Source organism: Photobacterium ganghwense (genome assembly GCF_017329545.1).
GTDB classification, from domain to species: Bacteria; Pseudomonadota; Gammaproteobacteria; order Enterobacterales; family Vibrionaceae; genus Photobacterium; species Photobacterium ganghwense.
The window spans coordinates 164,797-181,378 of record NZ_CP071327.1; the positions used below are offsets into that span (position 1 = coordinate 164,797).

The 16,582-nt window shown below is 44.7% G+C and carries 21 protein-coding genes and 1 pseudogene; 13 read left to right on the forward strand and 9 right to left on the reverse strand.

The annotated features are described in order from the left end of the window. The first annotated feature begins 1,015 nt into the window (after positions 1-1,015). The 4 genes from FH974_RS25965 to FH974_RS25980 are packed head-to-tail and all read left to right on the forward strand — an operon-like array spanning position 1,016 to position 2,448. Positions 1,016-1,231 (forward strand): hypothetical protein, encoded by a 216-nt coding sequence (locus tag FH974_RS25965; RefSeq protein WP_207104329.1) that lies wholly within the window; start codon positions 1,016-1,018, stop codon positions 1,229-1,231. Then, entirely contained in the window at positions 1,231-1,728 is a 498-nt protein-coding gene (locus FH974_RS25970) for an MmcB family DNA repair protein (RefSeq protein ID WP_207104330.1), read from the forward strand. The genes FH974_RS25965 and FH974_RS25970 overlap by 1 nt, the downstream gene beginning before the upstream one ends. 2 nt (positions 1,729-1,730) lie before the next feature. Further along, positions 1,731-2,102 (forward strand): hypothetical protein, encoded by a 372-nt coding sequence (locus FH974_RS25975; protein WP_207104331.1) that lies wholly within the window; start codon positions 1,731-1,733, stop codon positions 2,100-2,102. Positions 2,103-2,136: 34 nt separating this feature from the next. Further along, positions 2,137-2,448: a hypothetical protein gene (locus tag FH974_RS25980; RefSeq protein WP_207104332.1), complete on the forward strand. Its 312-nt coding sequence runs from the start codon at positions 2,137-2,139 to the stop codon at positions 2,446-2,448. 81 nt (positions 2,449-2,529) lie between these two features. Here the strand turns inward: FH974_RS25980 and FH974_RS25985 are convergent, their stop codons facing one another. The 3 genes from FH974_RS25985 to FH974_RS25995 all read right to left on the reverse strand — a co-directional run bounded on the left by FH974_RS25985 (position 2,530) and on the right by FH974_RS25995 (position 3,831). Next, complete coding sequence (locus tag FH974_RS25985) at positions 2,530-2,784, reverse strand: DUF6471 domain-containing protein (RefSeq protein WP_207104333.1); 255 nt, start codon at positions 2,782-2,784, stop codon at positions 2,530-2,532. A gap of 352 nt (positions 2,785-3,136) precedes the next feature. Beyond that, entirely contained in the window at positions 3,137-3,592 is a 456-nt protein-coding gene (locus FH974_RS25990) for a hypothetical protein (protein ID WP_207104334.1), read from the reverse strand. 23 nt (positions 3,593-3,615) lie between these two features. Next, positions 3,616-3,831, reverse strand: a complete 216-nt coding sequence (locus FH974_RS25995; protein WP_207104335.1) for a hypothetical protein — start codon at positions 3,829-3,831, stop codon at positions 3,616-3,618. Between the two features lie 368 nt (positions 3,832-4,199). On the opposite strand from FH974_RS25995, the gene FH974_RS26000 reads away from it, so the two are divergent. The 6 genes from FH974_RS26000 (at position 4,200) to FH974_RS26510 (ending at position 9,254) form a co-directional block, all read left to right on the forward strand. Then, positions 4,200-4,586 carry a hypothetical protein gene (locus FH974_RS26000; RefSeq protein ID WP_207104336.1) on the forward strand — a complete coding sequence of 129 codons (387 nt, stop codon included), beginning with the start codon at positions 4,200-4,202 and terminating at the stop codon, positions 4,584-4,586. A 551-nt stretch (positions 4,587-5,137) separates the two neighbouring features. Beyond that, positions 5,138-5,434, forward strand: coding sequence for a hypothetical protein (locus FH974_RS26005; RefSeq protein WP_207104337.1), 297 nt, complete (start codon positions 5,138-5,140; stop codon positions 5,432-5,434). After that, complete coding sequence (gene sppA / locus FH974_RS26010) at positions 5,431-6,387, forward strand: signal peptide peptidase SppA (protein WP_207104338.1); 957 nt, start codon at positions 5,431-5,433, stop codon at positions 6,385-6,387. Before FH974_RS26005 ends, sppA begins: the two co-directional genes overlap by 4 nt. Positions 6,388-6,400: 13 nt before the next feature. Further along, positions 6,401-7,261 (forward strand): DsbA family protein, encoded by an 861-nt coding sequence (locus tag FH974_RS26015; protein ID WP_207104339.1) that lies wholly within the window; start codon positions 6,401-6,403, stop codon positions 7,259-7,261. Further along, a complete protein-coding gene (locus FH974_RS26020; RefSeq protein ID WP_207104340.1) occupies positions 7,254-8,873 on the forward strand; it encodes a hypothetical protein in 1,620 nt (539 codons plus the stop codon). Before FH974_RS26015 ends, FH974_RS26020 begins: the two co-directional genes overlap by 8 nt. Before the next feature lie 114 nt (positions 8,874-8,987). Then, positions 8,988-9,254: a DUF6444 domain-containing protein gene (locus tag FH974_RS26510; RefSeq protein ID WP_422894373.1), complete on the forward strand. Its 267-nt coding sequence runs from the start codon at positions 8,988-8,990 to the stop codon at positions 9,252-9,254. A gap of 174 nt (positions 9,255-9,428) precedes the next feature. Here FH974_RS26510 and tnpC (FH974_RS26030) read toward each other — a convergent pair whose 3' ends face one another. From tnpC (FH974_RS26030) to tnpA (FH974_RS26040), 3 genes are read right to left on the reverse strand one after another with little or no spacing between them, the layout of a single operon-like run. Then, positions 9,429-10,985: an IS66 family transposase gene (gene tnpC, locus FH974_RS26030; protein WP_207104341.1), complete on the reverse strand. Its 1,557-nt coding sequence runs from the start codon at positions 10,983-10,985 to the stop codon at positions 9,429-9,431. Between the two features lie 59 nt (positions 10,986-11,044). Further along, complete coding sequence (gene tnpB / locus FH974_RS26035; protein WP_136677075.1) at positions 11,045-11,398, reverse strand: IS66 family insertion sequence element accessory protein TnpB; 354 nt, start codon at positions 11,396-11,398, stop codon at positions 11,045-11,047. After that, the gene (tnpA, locus tag FH974_RS26040) at positions 11,395-11,715 is read right to left on the reverse strand and encodes an IS66 family insertion sequence element accessory protein TnpA (protein ID WP_081245520.1); all 321 of its coding nucleotides are present in this window, start codon (positions 11,713-11,715) and stop codon (positions 11,395-11,397) included. Before tnpA (FH974_RS26040) ends, tnpB (FH974_RS26035) begins: the two co-directional genes overlap by 4 nt. 212 nt (positions 11,716-11,927) lie before the next feature. Here tnpA (FH974_RS26040) and FH974_RS26045 point away from each other — a divergent pair, with 212 nt between their 5' ends. Beyond that, entirely contained in the window at positions 11,928-12,275 is a 348-nt protein-coding gene (locus FH974_RS26045; protein WP_207104342.1) for a lecithin retinol acyltransferase family protein, read from the forward strand. Positions 12,276-12,594: 319 nt separating this feature from the next. Beyond that, positions 12,595-12,963 (forward strand): hypothetical protein, encoded by a 369-nt coding sequence (locus tag FH974_RS26050; RefSeq protein ID WP_171343358.1) that lies wholly within the window; start codon positions 12,595-12,597, stop codon positions 12,961-12,963. A 208-nt stretch (positions 12,964-13,171) separates the two neighbouring features. Here the strand turns inward: FH974_RS26050 and tnpC (FH974_RS26055) are convergent, their stop codons facing one another. From tnpC (FH974_RS26055) to tnpA (FH974_RS26065), 3 genes are read right to left on the reverse strand one after another with little or no spacing between them, the layout of a single operon-like run. Further along, positions 13,172-14,701 carry an IS66 family transposase gene (gene tnpC / locus FH974_RS26055; RefSeq protein ID WP_207104343.1) on the reverse strand — a complete coding sequence of 510 codons (1,530 nt, stop codon included), beginning with the start codon at positions 14,699-14,701 and terminating at the stop codon, positions 13,172-13,174. 59 nt (positions 14,702-14,760) lie between these two features. Then, complete coding sequence (tnpB, locus tag FH974_RS26060; RefSeq protein WP_207104344.1) at positions 14,761-15,114, reverse strand: IS66 family insertion sequence element accessory protein TnpB; 354 nt, start codon at positions 15,112-15,114, stop codon at positions 14,761-14,763. Beyond that, a complete protein-coding gene (gene tnpA, locus FH974_RS26065; RefSeq protein ID WP_207104345.1) occupies positions 15,111-15,422 on the reverse strand; it encodes an IS66 family insertion sequence element accessory protein TnpA in 312 nt (103 codons plus the stop codon). Before tnpA (FH974_RS26065) ends, tnpB (FH974_RS26060) begins: the two co-directional genes overlap by 4 nt. 80 nt (positions 15,423-15,502) lie before the next feature. On the opposite strand from tnpA (FH974_RS26065), the pseudogene tnpC (FH974_RS26070) reads away from it, so the two are divergent. Then, a pseudogene (tnpC, locus tag FH974_RS26070) lies at positions 15,503-16,555 on the forward strand (IS66 family transposase); the annotation flags it as partial. Between the last annotated feature and the right edge of the window lie 27 nt (positions 16,556-16,582).

Below are 16,582 nucleotides of genomic sequence, written 5' to 3' on the forward strand. Positions count from 1 at the left end.
GGCCAAGGACTCCTGGCACATGAGTTTCTCAAAGAGATAAAGAATGTCTATGGACCGAATGCTGATCATTTGAAACTCGATTGGGATAAAATATTGCGTAGCGACACATTAAGAAACCAGCCCATCACGCTCATGCAGGAGCTGTATGAGCACGATAAATTCATTGAGCTTATAGCCAACGTGTGCCGAAGTGTTCGTGGCAAAATTTAGGGTTGAGCGACAGGCCCGATAGTTTAATCGCCGTTCAGTGTCACAATCAAACAACGGCAGCGTAAGGCTGCCGTTCTTGTATAAATGACTAAATCTCTTCGCAGGAGCCTATGCCCATTTCGCCATCACCATTCCAATGGTTTCGCCAGGGTCCGAAATGTCGTCAGGACTGATACGACGAATCACGAACGTATATTTAGAAACGTAAAATTCGTCAGCACCCAAATCCCCTCAGAATACGCATAACCGGCGGCACTCCGCATTTTGCATTGGTAAGCCTTCCCTATGTAGTCATAATCCTTCGGACTTGATAAAGGTATCGGTGGCAACTCTGATTTATCTGTAATCTCATCGGCCGTCGCACCTGTACTCAAGGTGATAGCCAACACAATCACTATAACGAATCCATTCAACACCCTACATCTCCTTTTAATCAGTATTGGCTATAGTCTGTTTTGATCTTACCAGCCCACACCCAAGCGCTCTAAATTATAATGATACAGCTTGCATATTAATCAAATATGGTTATTTTATAACTATTGTAGATTACAAACATAGGCTAATCGCCTATGGTAAATGTTGAATTACACATGCTTCGCAGTTCGGTCATGAGCAGCACGCGAAGTATTAAGAAGTGACAGATACGAATCAGCAGAGCTCATGACGAATCAGCAGAGCTCATGACGAAACTGAGGGATACGAGTCAGACAGGCCTGAACAGCCTGGCAGCTGGTGGAAACCCGGCACCCCACTCCTTACCAAGTAACGGCCAAATTTGGTTACACCAACGAAAGGACTATCAATAATGCGTTCTCAGCAGCCAAACGAGATGAGCGAGGGGGAGCATCTTGCTCGCAAACATGCCCGATTAGCCCTGCAAGACCAAGCCCTCTATGAACCTGCAAATCTGCCAAAGTCTGAATTGGCAGCCTATCGTGTGACTCTGTATGCATTAGCTGATGAAATCGTGGGTTACACGCCACCACAGGACGCCGAAGCTCTGGCCAAGGAAGTGCCATAATGCCCTCCCTATTGCATGACGCGCTGAGCGAAAGGGCCAAGCGCTGGCTAAAAAACACAATAAAGTGTCAGTGTGCCTTTAAAGAACTTGATACCCCTGCGGGGGAATATCCCGATGCGTTTGGGATAAAAGACGGCATTACTTTTCTTATTGAAGTCAAAGTATCTGTCCAAGATTTTCGCGCTGACCAAAAGAAAAAATTCCGCCAGCACGGTGGTGGGATCGGGATGGTTCGGTGGTACATGACGCCACCAGCACTATTGGATGCTGATGTCATACCTGAAGGCTGGGGGCTTTTGGAATCGAATGGGCACAGCGTAAAAGTCATCAAAGGGATAACTCCCCAAGATCATCTGTACGCAAAAATGGAACCAAATGAGTTCATTCGGCACGAACGGGATGCTTGTGCGGAGTTGTATATTCTAGCAACACATATTCGCCGCATAGAAAAAGTAACGGGTGATAGTCAAACATTTTTGCAACAGGGAGCAAAATAGCTATGAGTAACAAACAATCAACGATAACACAGTCAACAATGCCTAGTGATTACACCTTCACAGATGCCGAGCGGCAACAGCTACACCTGGCGATTCGCGAGGAAACGGAAGCGCCCTATAGAAAGCTCGAAAAAATACTGAAAAGGGTTAAACCGGCGCTGGCAACCAGTATCCGCGAACACATTGAAGACGTACAACTCATAGCCGCGGAGGTAACAACTACCCCCAACGGTAAGAAGCAAAAAGAACCAGGCTACAGATTCCGCCATATTTTCCATCACGGTACTTACGATAGTAATTTTGACTGTGGCGCTGGTACGGTATCAATAGGCATCGGAAATGGTAATTATCTCACTTACAAATACTGTATCTAACAATGGTCCTTTGGCATAGAGTTTGGAGTTTGATATGCAAGCATCAGAAGGCTACATCACGTTTACAATGACCGACGAACAATACAATTTACACATTGCGCTGGGTGGAGCACGCTTCACGACTCAGCAACACGTTAACGATGCATGGAAGTCAATCCCCCACTTCCCTGGCCAGACAGTATTCTTCGCCGATTTAGTCGACAAAGAGGGAGTGGTAATCGAAAACAAGCCGGTAAGTGCTGAAATCATCGCAAAGAAGCTCGCCATGCCTATTCAGGCCTTGATTCAGCAAGCACGAAAGCAGCAACGAGAAAATGCCAGCTTACGGGGTAATTATGATGCCTGAGTACGCAAAATCTTACGAAAAGAGAATTAAGAATAAGGTAATGATAGTTAACGGCAAAACCAGCACCAAAGGTACTGGTGTTTATTGACCCATCTTGTAGTTCAGCAAAGCAAGCACATGCATAAACCAAGCGGCTGAATATTTCCCTCCGCTTACTTTGTTGCGCAATCCTTGGGTGGTAATTGGGCGGCCTGCAGCTGTCAACAATGCGGCAAGCCCTTGATAATCAGTGTCAGCCTTAATCATCGCCACCCTGATCATCTTCTTCGCCTCTTCTCCGAAATGACAATCCAGTTCTTTTACCGTGTCTGTCTTTGCGTGCCTAACTTGAGTCATTCTAAATCCGTGATAAATGTAACCAAAAATGATTATACACGAAACCTAATTAAGTGCTTGCAAAATGCGTCGAGACTGGCTGAGGCAGGTGAGTATATTTTAATAGTGGAAAAACAACTCAGCAAAATAAGAGAAATTATTATGGTCGAACTATACGACGGAACAAAGAGCATCATAATAGAATTGAAAAACAACTACGCTCGACAATAAACTTTAATTCTCGACGGTTGCGTTCAGAAATAGATAAATTAATTTAATTAACGGGTGAAAATCGCCGTTTTGCATAACTGAAAAAATGAATTTATTCGCCGTACACATTGGAATATTCACCCCCAATCGCTGACAAATGAGTTTAAAGTAGAGACGATAAGTAATGAAAAAAATCGTAAACGAGTACAACGAGCGCCAATAGCATGAATGCTACGACAAGGAATTTCAGAGCAATGCCCAATTCTCTCAAGGTGTAACGAAATGACTGGATCAGCGAGGTTTCTTCACCGGTAAATTTACCAACCAGTAGATGATAAGCAGCAAACGACATAAGGCCTGCCGCACAGGCCAAAATACCAAAAAGAGTCGGGTTATCGACAAAGGATTCTTTCGATACCCAACCGAGGTCTATAAGGTTTGAAATGATCACACCAAAGATTAAGCCCATTACGAGTGCTATCCCAGCGCGAGTGAACGCTATACGGACACCTGTCATATAAGAAATCTTATTATCAGGGTCTCGATCTTTGTTGATTGATCGTTTGACCAGCATGCCGCTAACCAAGATCCCTACGACTAAGAAAATTATCAGGTCCATTATGCTCATCTAGTATTCAGGCATTAATCGTTATCAAGCAAAGTAAGAGCCAATTCTACGGCTTTATCTATTGCTTGCCCCTTGTTAGCCAATGAATACCGGGCCTTAATTAGATTGAGACCTTTATCCGTATCTGCGGTTACATAGGTATCACATCTGCTCAGTTCATTTTGTTTCTGAGTTTGATGGTGCTTACGTCTGGCTTTCGCAACTTGAGCCTTACGTTTCTCTACTGCCACAGTACCTCCCAAACGGCAATTAGATTAACTCAAGTAATAGAGTTTACACGGTAATGTCGGGATAAGACATTTGAACAATGAAATTTCACCGGCCAATCAAAAATTAATAAATTGAACTTTGTGCTTACCGTGTAATCTACAATAGTATAAACTTGATTACACGGTAATCAATTTAGGCTATTTTTTCCATGAACGCGAAAGTACAAATAAGTGTTGATTATCGCTCTACGTTATTAGGTTAACGTAAATTCTATAGCAATATGATGACTTAAAAGGGCATAAAAATGACTGATTGTGGCAAGTATGCTGAGCTCGATTTGATTTTTACACAAGTCGAGGACTGTGCAGTGGACTGTAATGAAATGTCTATGATCATTTCATCATTACTAAAATACATGGGAATAAAACACAATGTCATACTTGGGTTTGTTGAGCACTTACCAAGCAAGTCTGTCATCTCACCCCATGTATGGATTAACTTAAGTAATGGTATCAAAGTAGATTACCGGTTACGACGTTGGCTCGGTGATGTTGATGAAATTCCGCACGGCGTATTTAGATCCGGGCAATACCTGGAGGAAGTCGACTACAAGCCAATAAAGGAATTGAACAATAATTTCACTTCAAGCGAACTCAGTGACATTAGTGAAGGCTATTTAGACAATATCTGTATCGGAGTACTGGACAGTGTTAAACGTCGATATCAAGATTCTGATCTTATTAGTACTGGCACCATTGGCTGTTGTTTACGGTGAAAAGTACTTTCTCAATATCAGGAAAAGTAAGCAAATCTGGCAGGCAAAAGAAAACTTACCCTTTGAACTGCAAAGAGCATCCCTGTTTCTTTCTGAATCAGATCTTCACTGTATAAATCCAGTTCCATTGCACGGTCGGGTCGATCAAGTTTTTGAATTGATAGATAAGCAACTCGTTATAACTGACACTAAATCCAGAGATAGCCATCGTGTTTATTTGTCCGATATCATCCAATTATCGGCATACAGGCCTATGGTAGAGCACCATTTTAAAAATCATTCCGTGAAAAGGTATGGGTACATTAGAACCGTTTTGCGTTCTCCGCAGTCCCGGGTACCGGTAAAGTGGCATTATGTGGAACTGCTTTCAGACAAAGAACTGACAGAACTATATATCGACTACTGGTACAAGCGTAATGGGGTAAGGAAAAGAACATGCCGTTGCGGTGGAAAATTTCATTAATCTAAATCTACCCGTAGTGGGTTTATATATAAGCCAACTAATCATTCCGAACTGATAATTTTACCCGTAGTGTTTAAGGAGACAATCCATGGTTAAGCAAAATGATCCGGCTCAATACCAATACAACGCCGATGCAGTGGAATTTTTTGCCATTACTCTGGGCGCATTAATGCTGGCATTAGCGGCCTTTGTACCTCAAGCCGAATTACTTTTGCAATTTACTGTCGGTACGGTTGCCGTTATTGCTTGGGTATTGAAGTTCAAAGACTTTGCTTTGTTCGCGAGTTGTTTCTTAGTAATGCTGCTGTGTTCGCCTGCACTGTTCTGGTTATTCACAAAGATTTTATCAATTCCTTACTTTATACATGGCTGGGAACCACTATGACTGATGAAAAATCCCCTACCTGGGAACGAGAACTACTTCAAAAATGGGTAACCGAAATTAATAAAGAAGCAAAAAGCGAAAGACGCTGGCGCTACGCTCTAAGGTTAGTACGTAGCCTCAGCGTCCTCGTTTTTTTTAGCGCTTTTTGGTTCATGACAAAAGGTGCTGGCGAAGCCCCCTGGGCCGATGCAGAAAAGCTTGACCCACACGTGGCATACATCCGTATACAAGGTGAAATCACAACAGGAGCTCTCACCGATTCCGACCATTTAATCAAGTCGATTAAAGGAGCCTTCCAGAATCCCAAAGCGAAAGCAATTATATTGCGGATCAACTCCCCTGGTGGCAGCCCGGTTCATAGCGGTCGAATCTATGATGAAATTGAAAAGCTTAAAGCACAGATCAATAAACCTATCTACACAGTTATCGATGAAATGTGTGCATCCGGTGGCTATTACATTGCATCGGCTACCGATGAAATCTATGCCGACAAAGCGAGTATCGTTGGCTCAATTGGCGTGATCACCAGCGGCTTTGGTTTTACTGGACTGATGGAGAAATTAGGCGTTGAACGCCGCGCGATTACTGCCGGTGCCAATAAAGCTCTTCTTGACCCATTTTCCCCTCTGACACCAGAAATAGAAAATTTTTGGCGCAATGTCCTTGCGACAACTCATCAACAGTTCATCGCCAGCGTAAAAAAAGGGCGCGGTGACCGGCTGACAGAAAACACCGATGTATTCAGTGGGCTGATGTGGACCGGCGAGCAGGCCTTAGAGCTCGGCCTTGTGGACGGACTTGGCAGTATGGAATTCGTGGCGCAAGAAAAAGTAGGCATCGAAAACTTGGTCGACTACACACCAACTCAAGACATCATTCGACGCCTGACTCAACGTGCACAAGTTGAAGTTTCGGCATTCCTATCACCAAAACATGAAGTCGCTGTTTACTAATAAGGAGCAGATCATGTCTACCACTCAAGATTCCAGAATTAACAGCGACACGATAATCATTCTAGTCGCGGTTTTATTGGTCGTATTTATCATCGGTTTTGGTATCTTCACTTGGACAATTGTCGACCGATTCGATCAATATGATTCTCGTATAAACAACATCGAGTCGAATGCCGACCAACGATACACATCTTTGAAGTCTGAAGTGTCCGATACGATTCTGGAAGTATTGGAAAGTCAAAAACAGCAAGCAATTCAATCTGTCATTGATTCACGTCTGGCGCCACACAAAGCTGCAGATAACGATGTCCCTGATGGCCGTAAAATATACGGGTCACTAAAAGCTCGTTTCACAATCGTCGAGTTTTCCGATCTTGAATGCCCTTTCTGTAAACAATTCCATTCAACACCGAAAGAAATCGTCGATAGCAGTCGCGGTAATGTGTCCTGGGAATGGAAACACTTGCCTCTGGGCATGCATAATCCAGCGGCTCTGAAACTCGCACATGCCGCGGAATGCGTAAGCGAACAAAAGGGTAATCAAGGGTTCTGGGCATATATAGATTATGTCTTTTCTGCGTCTGGTGGTAATGGTCGAGGTATATCAGATACAACCATTCGCCGTGACTTGGCTGAATTTGGTGTGGATCAAAGTGCATTCAACACTTGTATGACTGAAGGACGTCACATGGCATCAATCCAAGATGACCTTCAGGATGCCCGTAAGCTTCGGGTCACATCAACTCCAACCAGTTACATCGTCGATAACGTCACCGGGCAAAGCCAACCCATGAAAGGCTTAAAAAGCACCGAACAGATTATGCAAGTAATCAAAATGATGATTGATCAAGGGAGTGAAACAAAAAATGGCTAAAACTATCCAAAAGACGATTCTGGCAAGTTTAATAGCGTTACTTACAGCTTGCGGTGGGGGCGGCAGCAGCAGTGAAAGCGCCCCGGTGGGTAATGGTGACAACACAACTAACCCAGGCGGAGAGAGCGGAACGGGTGGCGATAACAGTGGTGGGGACAATGGTGCCGGCGGCGATAATGGCGGAGGCGACAACGGCACTGGTGGTGATAATGGTGGTGACTCAGGAGCTAATCTACAGCCAAGAACCTGGTCTCAACCTATCCAGTTAAGCACTGGCCAGCTGGTGGCCAACAGTCCACTACTGTCATCCAATCCAAATGGTGACTTTCTTGCCACATGGATCGAGAAAAATAATGATCCAAATGGTTTTGACAAGCTATTTAGTGTTACAGGCGATATCAGTGTTCTAGAAGACGTTGCCAACCATCGCAAACTCATTAGCGAGAATACTACAGGTCTGCTCATCACGCCTATGGTGCAGTTAGTACGTGTTACTGACGATGTAAGAGGCCAAGATTGGCAGCACACGGTACGACAAGCCATCAGTGATAACGGTACCGCACTGATTATCTGGCAACAAAGAACTAATGGCAGCAATGACTACAGCCTTGTATACAGCATGCTGAACCCAAATACAGGGAGCTGGTCTGCGCCGGTGGAGATTGATACCACCACCGATGGATCTGCTCGGCCATTCACAAGCATACATATTAATCAATCCCAAGGATCGGGTTTCTTTGTTACTTGGCAAAAAAGACAATCTGATACCGAGGGAGCAAGCCACTATGAGCTGGTGGCCAAGTATCTTAACCAAGAGGGGCAGGCGACTGAGAACTTGGCTTTGAGTCACAACAGCCGATTTGCGGCCGGTACCGTCATATTCAACACTGAGCAACGACACTATACAGTAAGTACGGTGCGATATAATGAGGATGTGAGCAAGCAGCTGATCACTCAGTACCAGTTGAGTGTTAGCGAGAATGGCTTGGTCCTAAATAACTCTCATGACCTAATTGCTTCAGAACGAGCTGTTGATTCACTTACCGGTGTAACGACTCCCAATGGGGATTATCTGTTCTATACAGAAGTTGATGAATATGGTTGGTCATCTGTAAAGGGGCTTTATCGTTCAGATACAGATTATACGCCAATTGGTCCAGGGCCAATCGAGTCAAAGCCATATCATGCGGGTCATCTAAACGTAGCTTCCTCAGATGACAACAAGGTCCATTTGGTTTGGGCTCACCGTCAATACGAACACTACGATACAGTGCTCAATGAAGAATTGATCACTGCAGTTTTCGACCGCGCTGAACTCGTTTCATACAAAGAGCTGTATGACAAGAGTGGCGTTACCTATCCAAGAATCCAAAACGGTTTTGATGAAAAACTATACCTGAGTTGGAATGGTGGGAATAGCAACCCCAAACACACTGAATACATTAATGGGGAATGGGTAAAGCCGACGGGATACATCTGCGATGCCGGCACAGAGTGTATGCTGAGTGGGAAACGAGACTTTACGCAGTCAGTTAATGGTGAGTACGGTTTCGCCATCTGGCGGACTAATACCAACTCCATTCAAAACACATATCTGTCATTCTCAAATTAAACAAAATGAAGAGTAACCGTTCACCAGCAGCGTATTGACACAAAAAACGTGACCATTCGCACTGGATCCCACTTTGCCTATTGAGTGATCATTCCTAGCGTTCATGCTGACTGCATGACTAAGAAAAAATCCAAATTCTCATCAACACCACCCATTGCATCGGACATCAACGAAGCTAATGCGTTAATATCCGAGCTATGGGAGCAATTACGCCACTATGAAGATAGGCTAAAAGCCAGCAGCGCTAATTCTTCGAAATCCCCATCTTCCGATGGGCCGAAAGAGCGGGCTGAACGAAAAAAGCTCAAAGCCCTAGTGGTCGCAATCCGAGAGGAGCTAAACAGGGTCACGAAGGGCATAAACGACAACTCTCAGAACTAAAAGAATCCGATACAGTTGTTGATTGTTACCCTGAAAGCACATGCTCTTGCTGTGGTGACACCGACCTCGAAATGAGTGACAAGCCGTTTTATCGCCATCAAGTTCATGAAATCCCACCGCCACGCATAGATATTACCGAATATCGGTATGCGCCCCATGATCCCACGGGGCGTTTTAATTTGAATGAGAGAAGTTCCAGGGAAGCAGTGAGTTGATATCAAGCTCAGACTTTGCCAGCTCTTTCATACATTTGACCATGTAATCGTAGAGTATTAGCCCGTTAGCTTTTGATGTCTCGATGATGCTGTACAACAGCGCACTGGCATCGGCACCATTGGGATTATTGGCGAAGAGCCAATTTTTTCTGCCAATGACCAGAGATTTGATTGCGCGTTCTGCTCGGTTGTTGTCGATAGATAAATGCCCATCTTCAACATACCGTATCAGTTTAGGCCACTGACCCAAGGTGTACTTTATGGCTTTACCAAGAGGACTCGATTCGATGACTTTCTGCGTGGTTAACCAGTCATATAGGTCATCCAGCATGGGTTTGGCTCTGGATTGTCTCTCAGACCAACGCTCTTCAACCGAAGCGAGTTTTAATCGGGATTCAAGTGCGTACAACTTTTGTATTTTTGCTAACGCCACATCCGCTTTACCTGATTTTCCTTTGCCCTGAAGTTTTTTCGCATCCATGAACTTACGACGTGCGTGAGCGAAGCAACCGACATTGGTGACTTGGGTTAATCCGTCATAAGCACCGTAGCCATCACTTTGCAGATAACCTGAGTAGTCGCCTAAGAAGTCCTCAGGACAAGCTCTCGCGCGACTGTTTTGATAGTCGTACAAGACGATGTTTTTCATGTCAGGGAGTCTGGCTTCGGGCGAGTCGGCTCCTGAGCAGTACAACCACATATAGCATTGCTTGTCTTCCTTAAGCACATTGAGCGGTGTTTCATCGGCGTGGACCACCACTTGCTCAAGTAAGTGTGCTTTTAATGCCTGATAAAGCGGTTTGAACTTTTCGCTCACCTGGATGACCCACCTTGCCATCGTGGTTCTCGATAACTCGATACCCGACTGTGTAAACAGGGTTTCCTGACGATACAGCGGAAGCGCGTACTGATATTTACCGAGGATAATGTTGGCAAGCAGACTTTCAGTGGCGAAGCTTTTGGGGATGATGCTCTCTGGAGCAGGCTGCTGGTGAATACGGCTCGTCTCTGCTTTTTGTTCGCACTGGCGACAAGCGTATTTCGGGCGGACAACCTCCAACACTTTTAATACCGCTGGCGTGAACTCCAGCTTTTCACTGCGGTCTTCGCCGATTTTATGGAGAGTATGCTGACAGCAAGGGCATTGCTTATCGTGCTCATCAAGGTCAAGAACAAGAATTTCACGCGGTAAGTCTTTAGGCAGTGGTTGACGTTTACCACGACGTTTGGTGGTGGTCGTTGTCGTGACAACTTCCTCTTCAGCTTTAGCGGCTTCGCATTCCGCTTCATTGAAGAGGTCACCCTGCGCTTCATTATAAGGTTTTAACGCTTCCGAGCGTTTAGCGAACTGGCGGTCAAGAGCGAGCTTAAATTGCTCAATTAAGGATTGGCGCTCTTGTTGCCATTGAGCCTCCTTTTCTTGCCAGCCTTTTTGTTCAGACATCAACGCTTTCACCATAGCTTGAAGCTCGGCGATGTCTTGGCTTTCTGGGTTAATATCAGGCGTCTTTTTCATGGCATTTATTATACTAAAAATACCACTCCAAGGCTTGGTATAACTGACTTTTATCGAGATTAACTCATTGTAAAACTGTCTATTTTTATCGGCTTATGGCCGATTATAGTGAAGCCAGATAACAGTCTGTCTAGGTCAAATTGAGTCAGGGTGTATACCTGCTTTTTCTCTTGAGTGGGCCATTTGAATTTGGCTTTTTCCAACCGTTTATACCACAGAGCGAAGCCCGTTTTATCCCAGTACAAGACTTTGACTTTATCGCGTTGTTTATTGGTAAACAGGAACAGCGCACCGCTTCCGAGCGGTAAATCGGTTTCAGATTCAATAATCGCCGCCAGACCATTAATGGACTTTCTAAAATCCACGAACTCCCGATACAGGTAAACATTAGGGGCACTCAGCATTCTCTTCATGACAGTGCTCCGATTAACTCTGCCAGATACGAGGCAGGTGTTCCCTGGGGGATGCTGAGTTCAACGTCATTAATCAATAGTGTCATGTTGGCAATCGGTGTTTGAGTCATCTGGTAGCGTGTCGTTTTTTCAACGACTTCAGCTTTAACGAATCCACTGCTCTTAGGTTGCTCTATGAACTTTAGTTGCTGTCGCTTGGCATGGAAGGTTGAAAGGCTCAGCCCATTTTGTTCACAGAACACGCGTTGAGACAGATGACTGGATTCGTATTGATCGAATAGGGTATGCCATTCTTGATGAGAGAGTCTTTTTGCCATTTCAAATCTCCTTGAGGTTGGAGATTTGATCTTATGGCGTGCCGAGATTGATTAGAATGTGGGGTTTATGACACGCTTACGGATCACTAGGGCTAACTCAATTAGGGAAAAGTCTTGCTGATAATCTCTTTCATACAACCCAGGCTCCAGTCAGAGGTAGCATTGTATATTGCGATCTCGCATTTGGATATGCTGAACATTCAGGTGTCTACGTGGGAGACGGACGTATCATCCATCGTAATGGCAAAGGTCTTATCGAAACCGTATCAATTCACCAATTCCTGGCAGATACCACAGCCCTTTCCATTTACGTGAGTTGCGATGCGCAAGGTAGAGCCATTGGTAGCGAGTTTACCGCTCAAATTGCAGAAGCTATGCTAGGCGTACAAACAGACTATTCCCTTTTAAATGAAAACTGTCATCAGTTCTGTAGCTACTGCTTAAGTGGTGACATCTTCTCAAACACCTTCACATTGACGCAGCTTAAGGGTGACGCTCATGCGCACATTCAAGCGAATCAGTGGCGTGTATGGGATATAAGGCATCGTCACAAAGGATAAGTTGCAACAATTCATACACTATTTGGCAGTTTCAATTAGAAAGTGCAACTTTATCGTACACGCACACTTATTTAGAGGATATGACACACCCCCTATTTATTGGAACTAGCCCCGAGTGTAGATTAAGGTGTTGGCAAAGGTATGAAGTATCTTAACGGACTAACTGTCTCATAGTTTTTACTAAAAACGCTCTTTCGCAATTGAGTTCTCAAACGTTAAATCAAGATGGATGACCCTACTCAACTCACTTGCTCGAACAGTTTCAGACAAGTAATCTGTGGGTACTATAATGGAACGGTTATGTGTAGGTGATTATCGGATGAGCTTCTTAAAAAAATTTATTATTGTTTCTTTGACCACTGTATCTCTATTGGGTTGTAAAAATAATGAACAACCACCATACAATGTAGATATTACTGTAAAGCATAACAACACTACATTTTTTGAATCCACAATACTGGTGAAAGAAGGTACCTCATACTCTAAAGTAGAAGGCGATTGTAAAGTAACCGTATTTCTATCCAAAATTAATGATGTAGATGTTCAACTTGAATCAGAACTTGAGTGTGATAAAGATGGTTTACTTTTCACTCCACTTTTTTCACTAAAAGAGGGATCCAGTGCTGCATTAACAATCGGTGAAAAAGCAGACTTTTATTCCTATGCGGTGCGAGTAACCAAAAACTAACAGGTTGAGAAATAGGCCATTAATTGTAACTATTTCCTATCTGTTCTGTAGAGTTAATAACCCCGCTGCATTCCATAGCTGGATATTGTTTGCCAGCACATAAAAGGCTAGGTCTCCCTAGCCTCATTACATATCAACTCAAAATTACCTAACATTCACTGCGCTCTGCTAAGCGGTAAACGCCCCATGAACCCACGGGGCGATCTTGCTAATGTTTAAAGTTCCAAGGCAGGAGCGCATCGATATCAGGTTCAGCTTTCGCTAATTCCTGCATGCACTTGACCATGTAGTCGTAGAGGATGAGTCCATTGGCTTTCGCGGTCTCGACGATGCTGTAAAGCATCGCGCTCGCTTCAGCCCCATTAGGGTTAGTTGAGAAGATCCAATTTTTTCTGCCAATGACCAGCGGTTTTATTGCGCGTTCAGCACGATTATTATCTATCGATAAATGACCATCATCGATATAGCGGATAAGTTTCGGCCATTGGCCGAGCGTGTATTTTATCGCCTTACCCAGCGGGCTAGACTCCATCACTTGTTGAGTCGTCATCCACTCGTACAACTCATCCAGTATCGGCTTAGCATGTTGTTTACGTTCTGCTTTTCTTTTTTCAGCAGATTCACCTTTTAAGCGAGATTCTATTCCATAGAGCTTCTGGATTTTGGCCAGCGCTTTATCTGCTTTGCCTGACTTACCTTTACCTTGCAGCTTTTTTGCGTCCATGAACTTACGTCGTGCATGCGCCAAGCAGCCAACATTGGTCACTTGATGAAGACCATCATAGGCACCATAGCCATCGGTTTGCAGATAACCACTGTAATCCCCCAAGAAGGCAACAGGGCATGCCCTCGCGCGACTGTTTTGATAGTCGTACAAGGCGATATTTTTCACATTGGGGAGTGCGGCATCTGGCGAGTCTGCGCCCGAGCAGTAGAGCCACATATAACATTGTTTATCTTCTTTGAGGACATTGAGCGGCGTTTCATCTGCCTGAACCACCACTTGTTGAAGTAAGTGCTCTTTTAGGGCGGCATAGAGTGGTTTGAACTTCTCACTGACTTGGATAACCCACCTTGCCATAGTAGTCCGTGATAGCTCGATACCCGACTTAGTAAACAACGACTCTTGGCGATACAGTGGCATCGCGTATTGGTATTTACCAAGGATGATGTTGGCCAGTAAGCTTTCTGTCGCGAAGCTCTTCGGGATAATGCTTTGTGGAGCTGGCTTTTGAACAATGTGATTGTTGTCTTCAGTTTGCTCGCACTGACGACAAGCATATTTAGGACGAACATATTCCAGCACTTTGAGCACCGCTGGTGAGAACTCAAGTTTCTCACTGCGGTCTTCACCGATTTTATGCAGACTATGCTTACAGCAAGCGCACTGCTTTTCATGGTCGTCTAAATCGAGTTCGATAACCTCACGAGGCAAAGACTTTGGGAGGGGCTTGCGTTTACCCCGTTTCTTCGTTGTGGTGGTTGTCGTGACCTCAACCTCTTCTTCCTTAGCAGCTTCACATTCCGCTTCGTTGAAGAGATCACCTTGGGATTCATCGTAAGGCTTTAACGCCTCCGAGCGTCTAGCGAACTGACGGTCGAAGGCAAGCTTGAGCTGTTCAAGTAGCGACTGGCGTTCTTGTTTCCATTGGTTTTCTGACGCCATCAGCGCTTTCACCATCGCTTGTAGCTCGGCAACATCTTGGCTTTCTGGGTTGATATTTGGCGTCTTTTTCATGGCATTTATTATACTAAAATCATGCCGTTAACGCTTGGTGGATAAGGCTTTATTCTCGATTAAGTCATTGTAAAATCGTTTATTTGAACGGGTTTATGGCCGACAATCGTGAAGCCAGAAAGCAGCCTATCAAGCTCGAAATGAGTCAGGGTAAACACGTCATTTTTCTCTTTTGTAGGCCACTTGAACTTGGCTTTTTCGAGGCGTTTATACCAGAGGGCGAAGCCTGTTTTATCCCAGTACAACACTTTAATTTTGTCGCGCTGTTTGTTGGTAAACAGGAACAGTGCGCCGCTGCCCAAGGGCAAGTCGGTGTCATTTTCGATAATCGCAGCAAGGCCGTTGATGGACTTTCTAAAATCGACGCTTTCACGATATAAGTAAATTTCTGGGGCGCTGAGCATGCGTTTCATGACAGCGCACCGATAAGTTCTGCAAGATAGGTCGCTGGCGTGCCTTGCGGAATGCTCAGCTCAACATCATTGATGAGAAGAGTCATGTTAGCTGCTGCAATCTGAGCTTGATACGTCGTCGTCTTTTCGACGACTTCAGCTCGGACAAAGCCAAGAGATACGTCCGTTTTATTGAGTTGCTGGCGCTTGGCATAGAACGTTGAAGGATTGAGTTCATTGAGCTTACAAAACGCGAGTGTCGACAGTGAACTCGATTCAGATTGTTCGATAAGCATTTGCCATTCTTGATTGGTGCGTCGTTTTCCCATTTCAAGTCTCCTTATGGTTGGAGACTTGATCTTATTATTCGTGCTAGGTGATTAGAATGCGGGTTTTATGACGCGCTTACGAATATCGGCTCTACTCGGGCAAATGCTCGCAGTGTGGAGAGGCAGTAAAAGCACAAAAGCCAAGCGACACTCCTCAAGGGGTTATGGGACCCAACCTAATGAGTCATATCGCTATACTGGCTGGTCAATATCACCTTAGTGTTCGAAAAATACGCTCATTACTGCAAGAGCAGTTTGGTACGACCTTCTCAGTGGGTGCCATAAGTGAAGCGCAAAGCCGTATTGCTTCCATGCTGACGCCACTTCATCAAGCTATCAAAACCAGCATACAATCTGCGCCTCTAGTGCATGTTGATGAAACGTCACACTCGAGAAATGACGAAGAGCGCCTACGTTGGTGCTGGTTAGTTTCGAGTGATGACTTAGTGTATGAGAAAATCCTCTACTCTCGTTCAACGCACTCAGCAAAAACGGTTCTCGACTCAGACTACAGTGGAATCGTGGTTAGTGATCAATATAGCGGTTACAACTGGCTTTCATCAGACCGACATCAGCTGTGCTGGTCGCATGTTATTCGAAATCTACAACAAATTGCCGATTATGCAGGTAGAGGTCATACTGCAAATATTGGTCAACGACTGGTACTTCTAAGCAAATTAGTTTTTCGTACTCGTCACCGTTGGGAGTCTGACCATATTGATGAAGCACTCTACCTCGACCGACTGAATCGCATACGATGTCGCTTTAATCATTGGCTGGATAAGGGCGCAAGCCAAATCCCAATTCAGCGTTATCAAGGGCGATGTCGAAAACTCAAAGAGCACAGCGAAAGCTTATGGCTGTTCTTAACCAACCCCAAAATACCTCTTACTAATAACGAAGCAGAACGACGATTACGCGGGTTCGTTATTCAAAGAAAAATCAGCTACGGTACAACCTCAGATGCAGGCGATAAGTTCCGAGATAGGTTGCACTCGCTCATAGAAACCTGCAAGAAGAGGCAGATATCTTCGCTCGAGACTCTAACTCGTATTGTAACTGCTGTGATCTCACAGCAACCGTACCCCAATGTCTTCGGCCTCAACGAAACCAGTTTTTACGCAAACGCTTAGTCAATAACTTGCTGGTGAACGCTTACA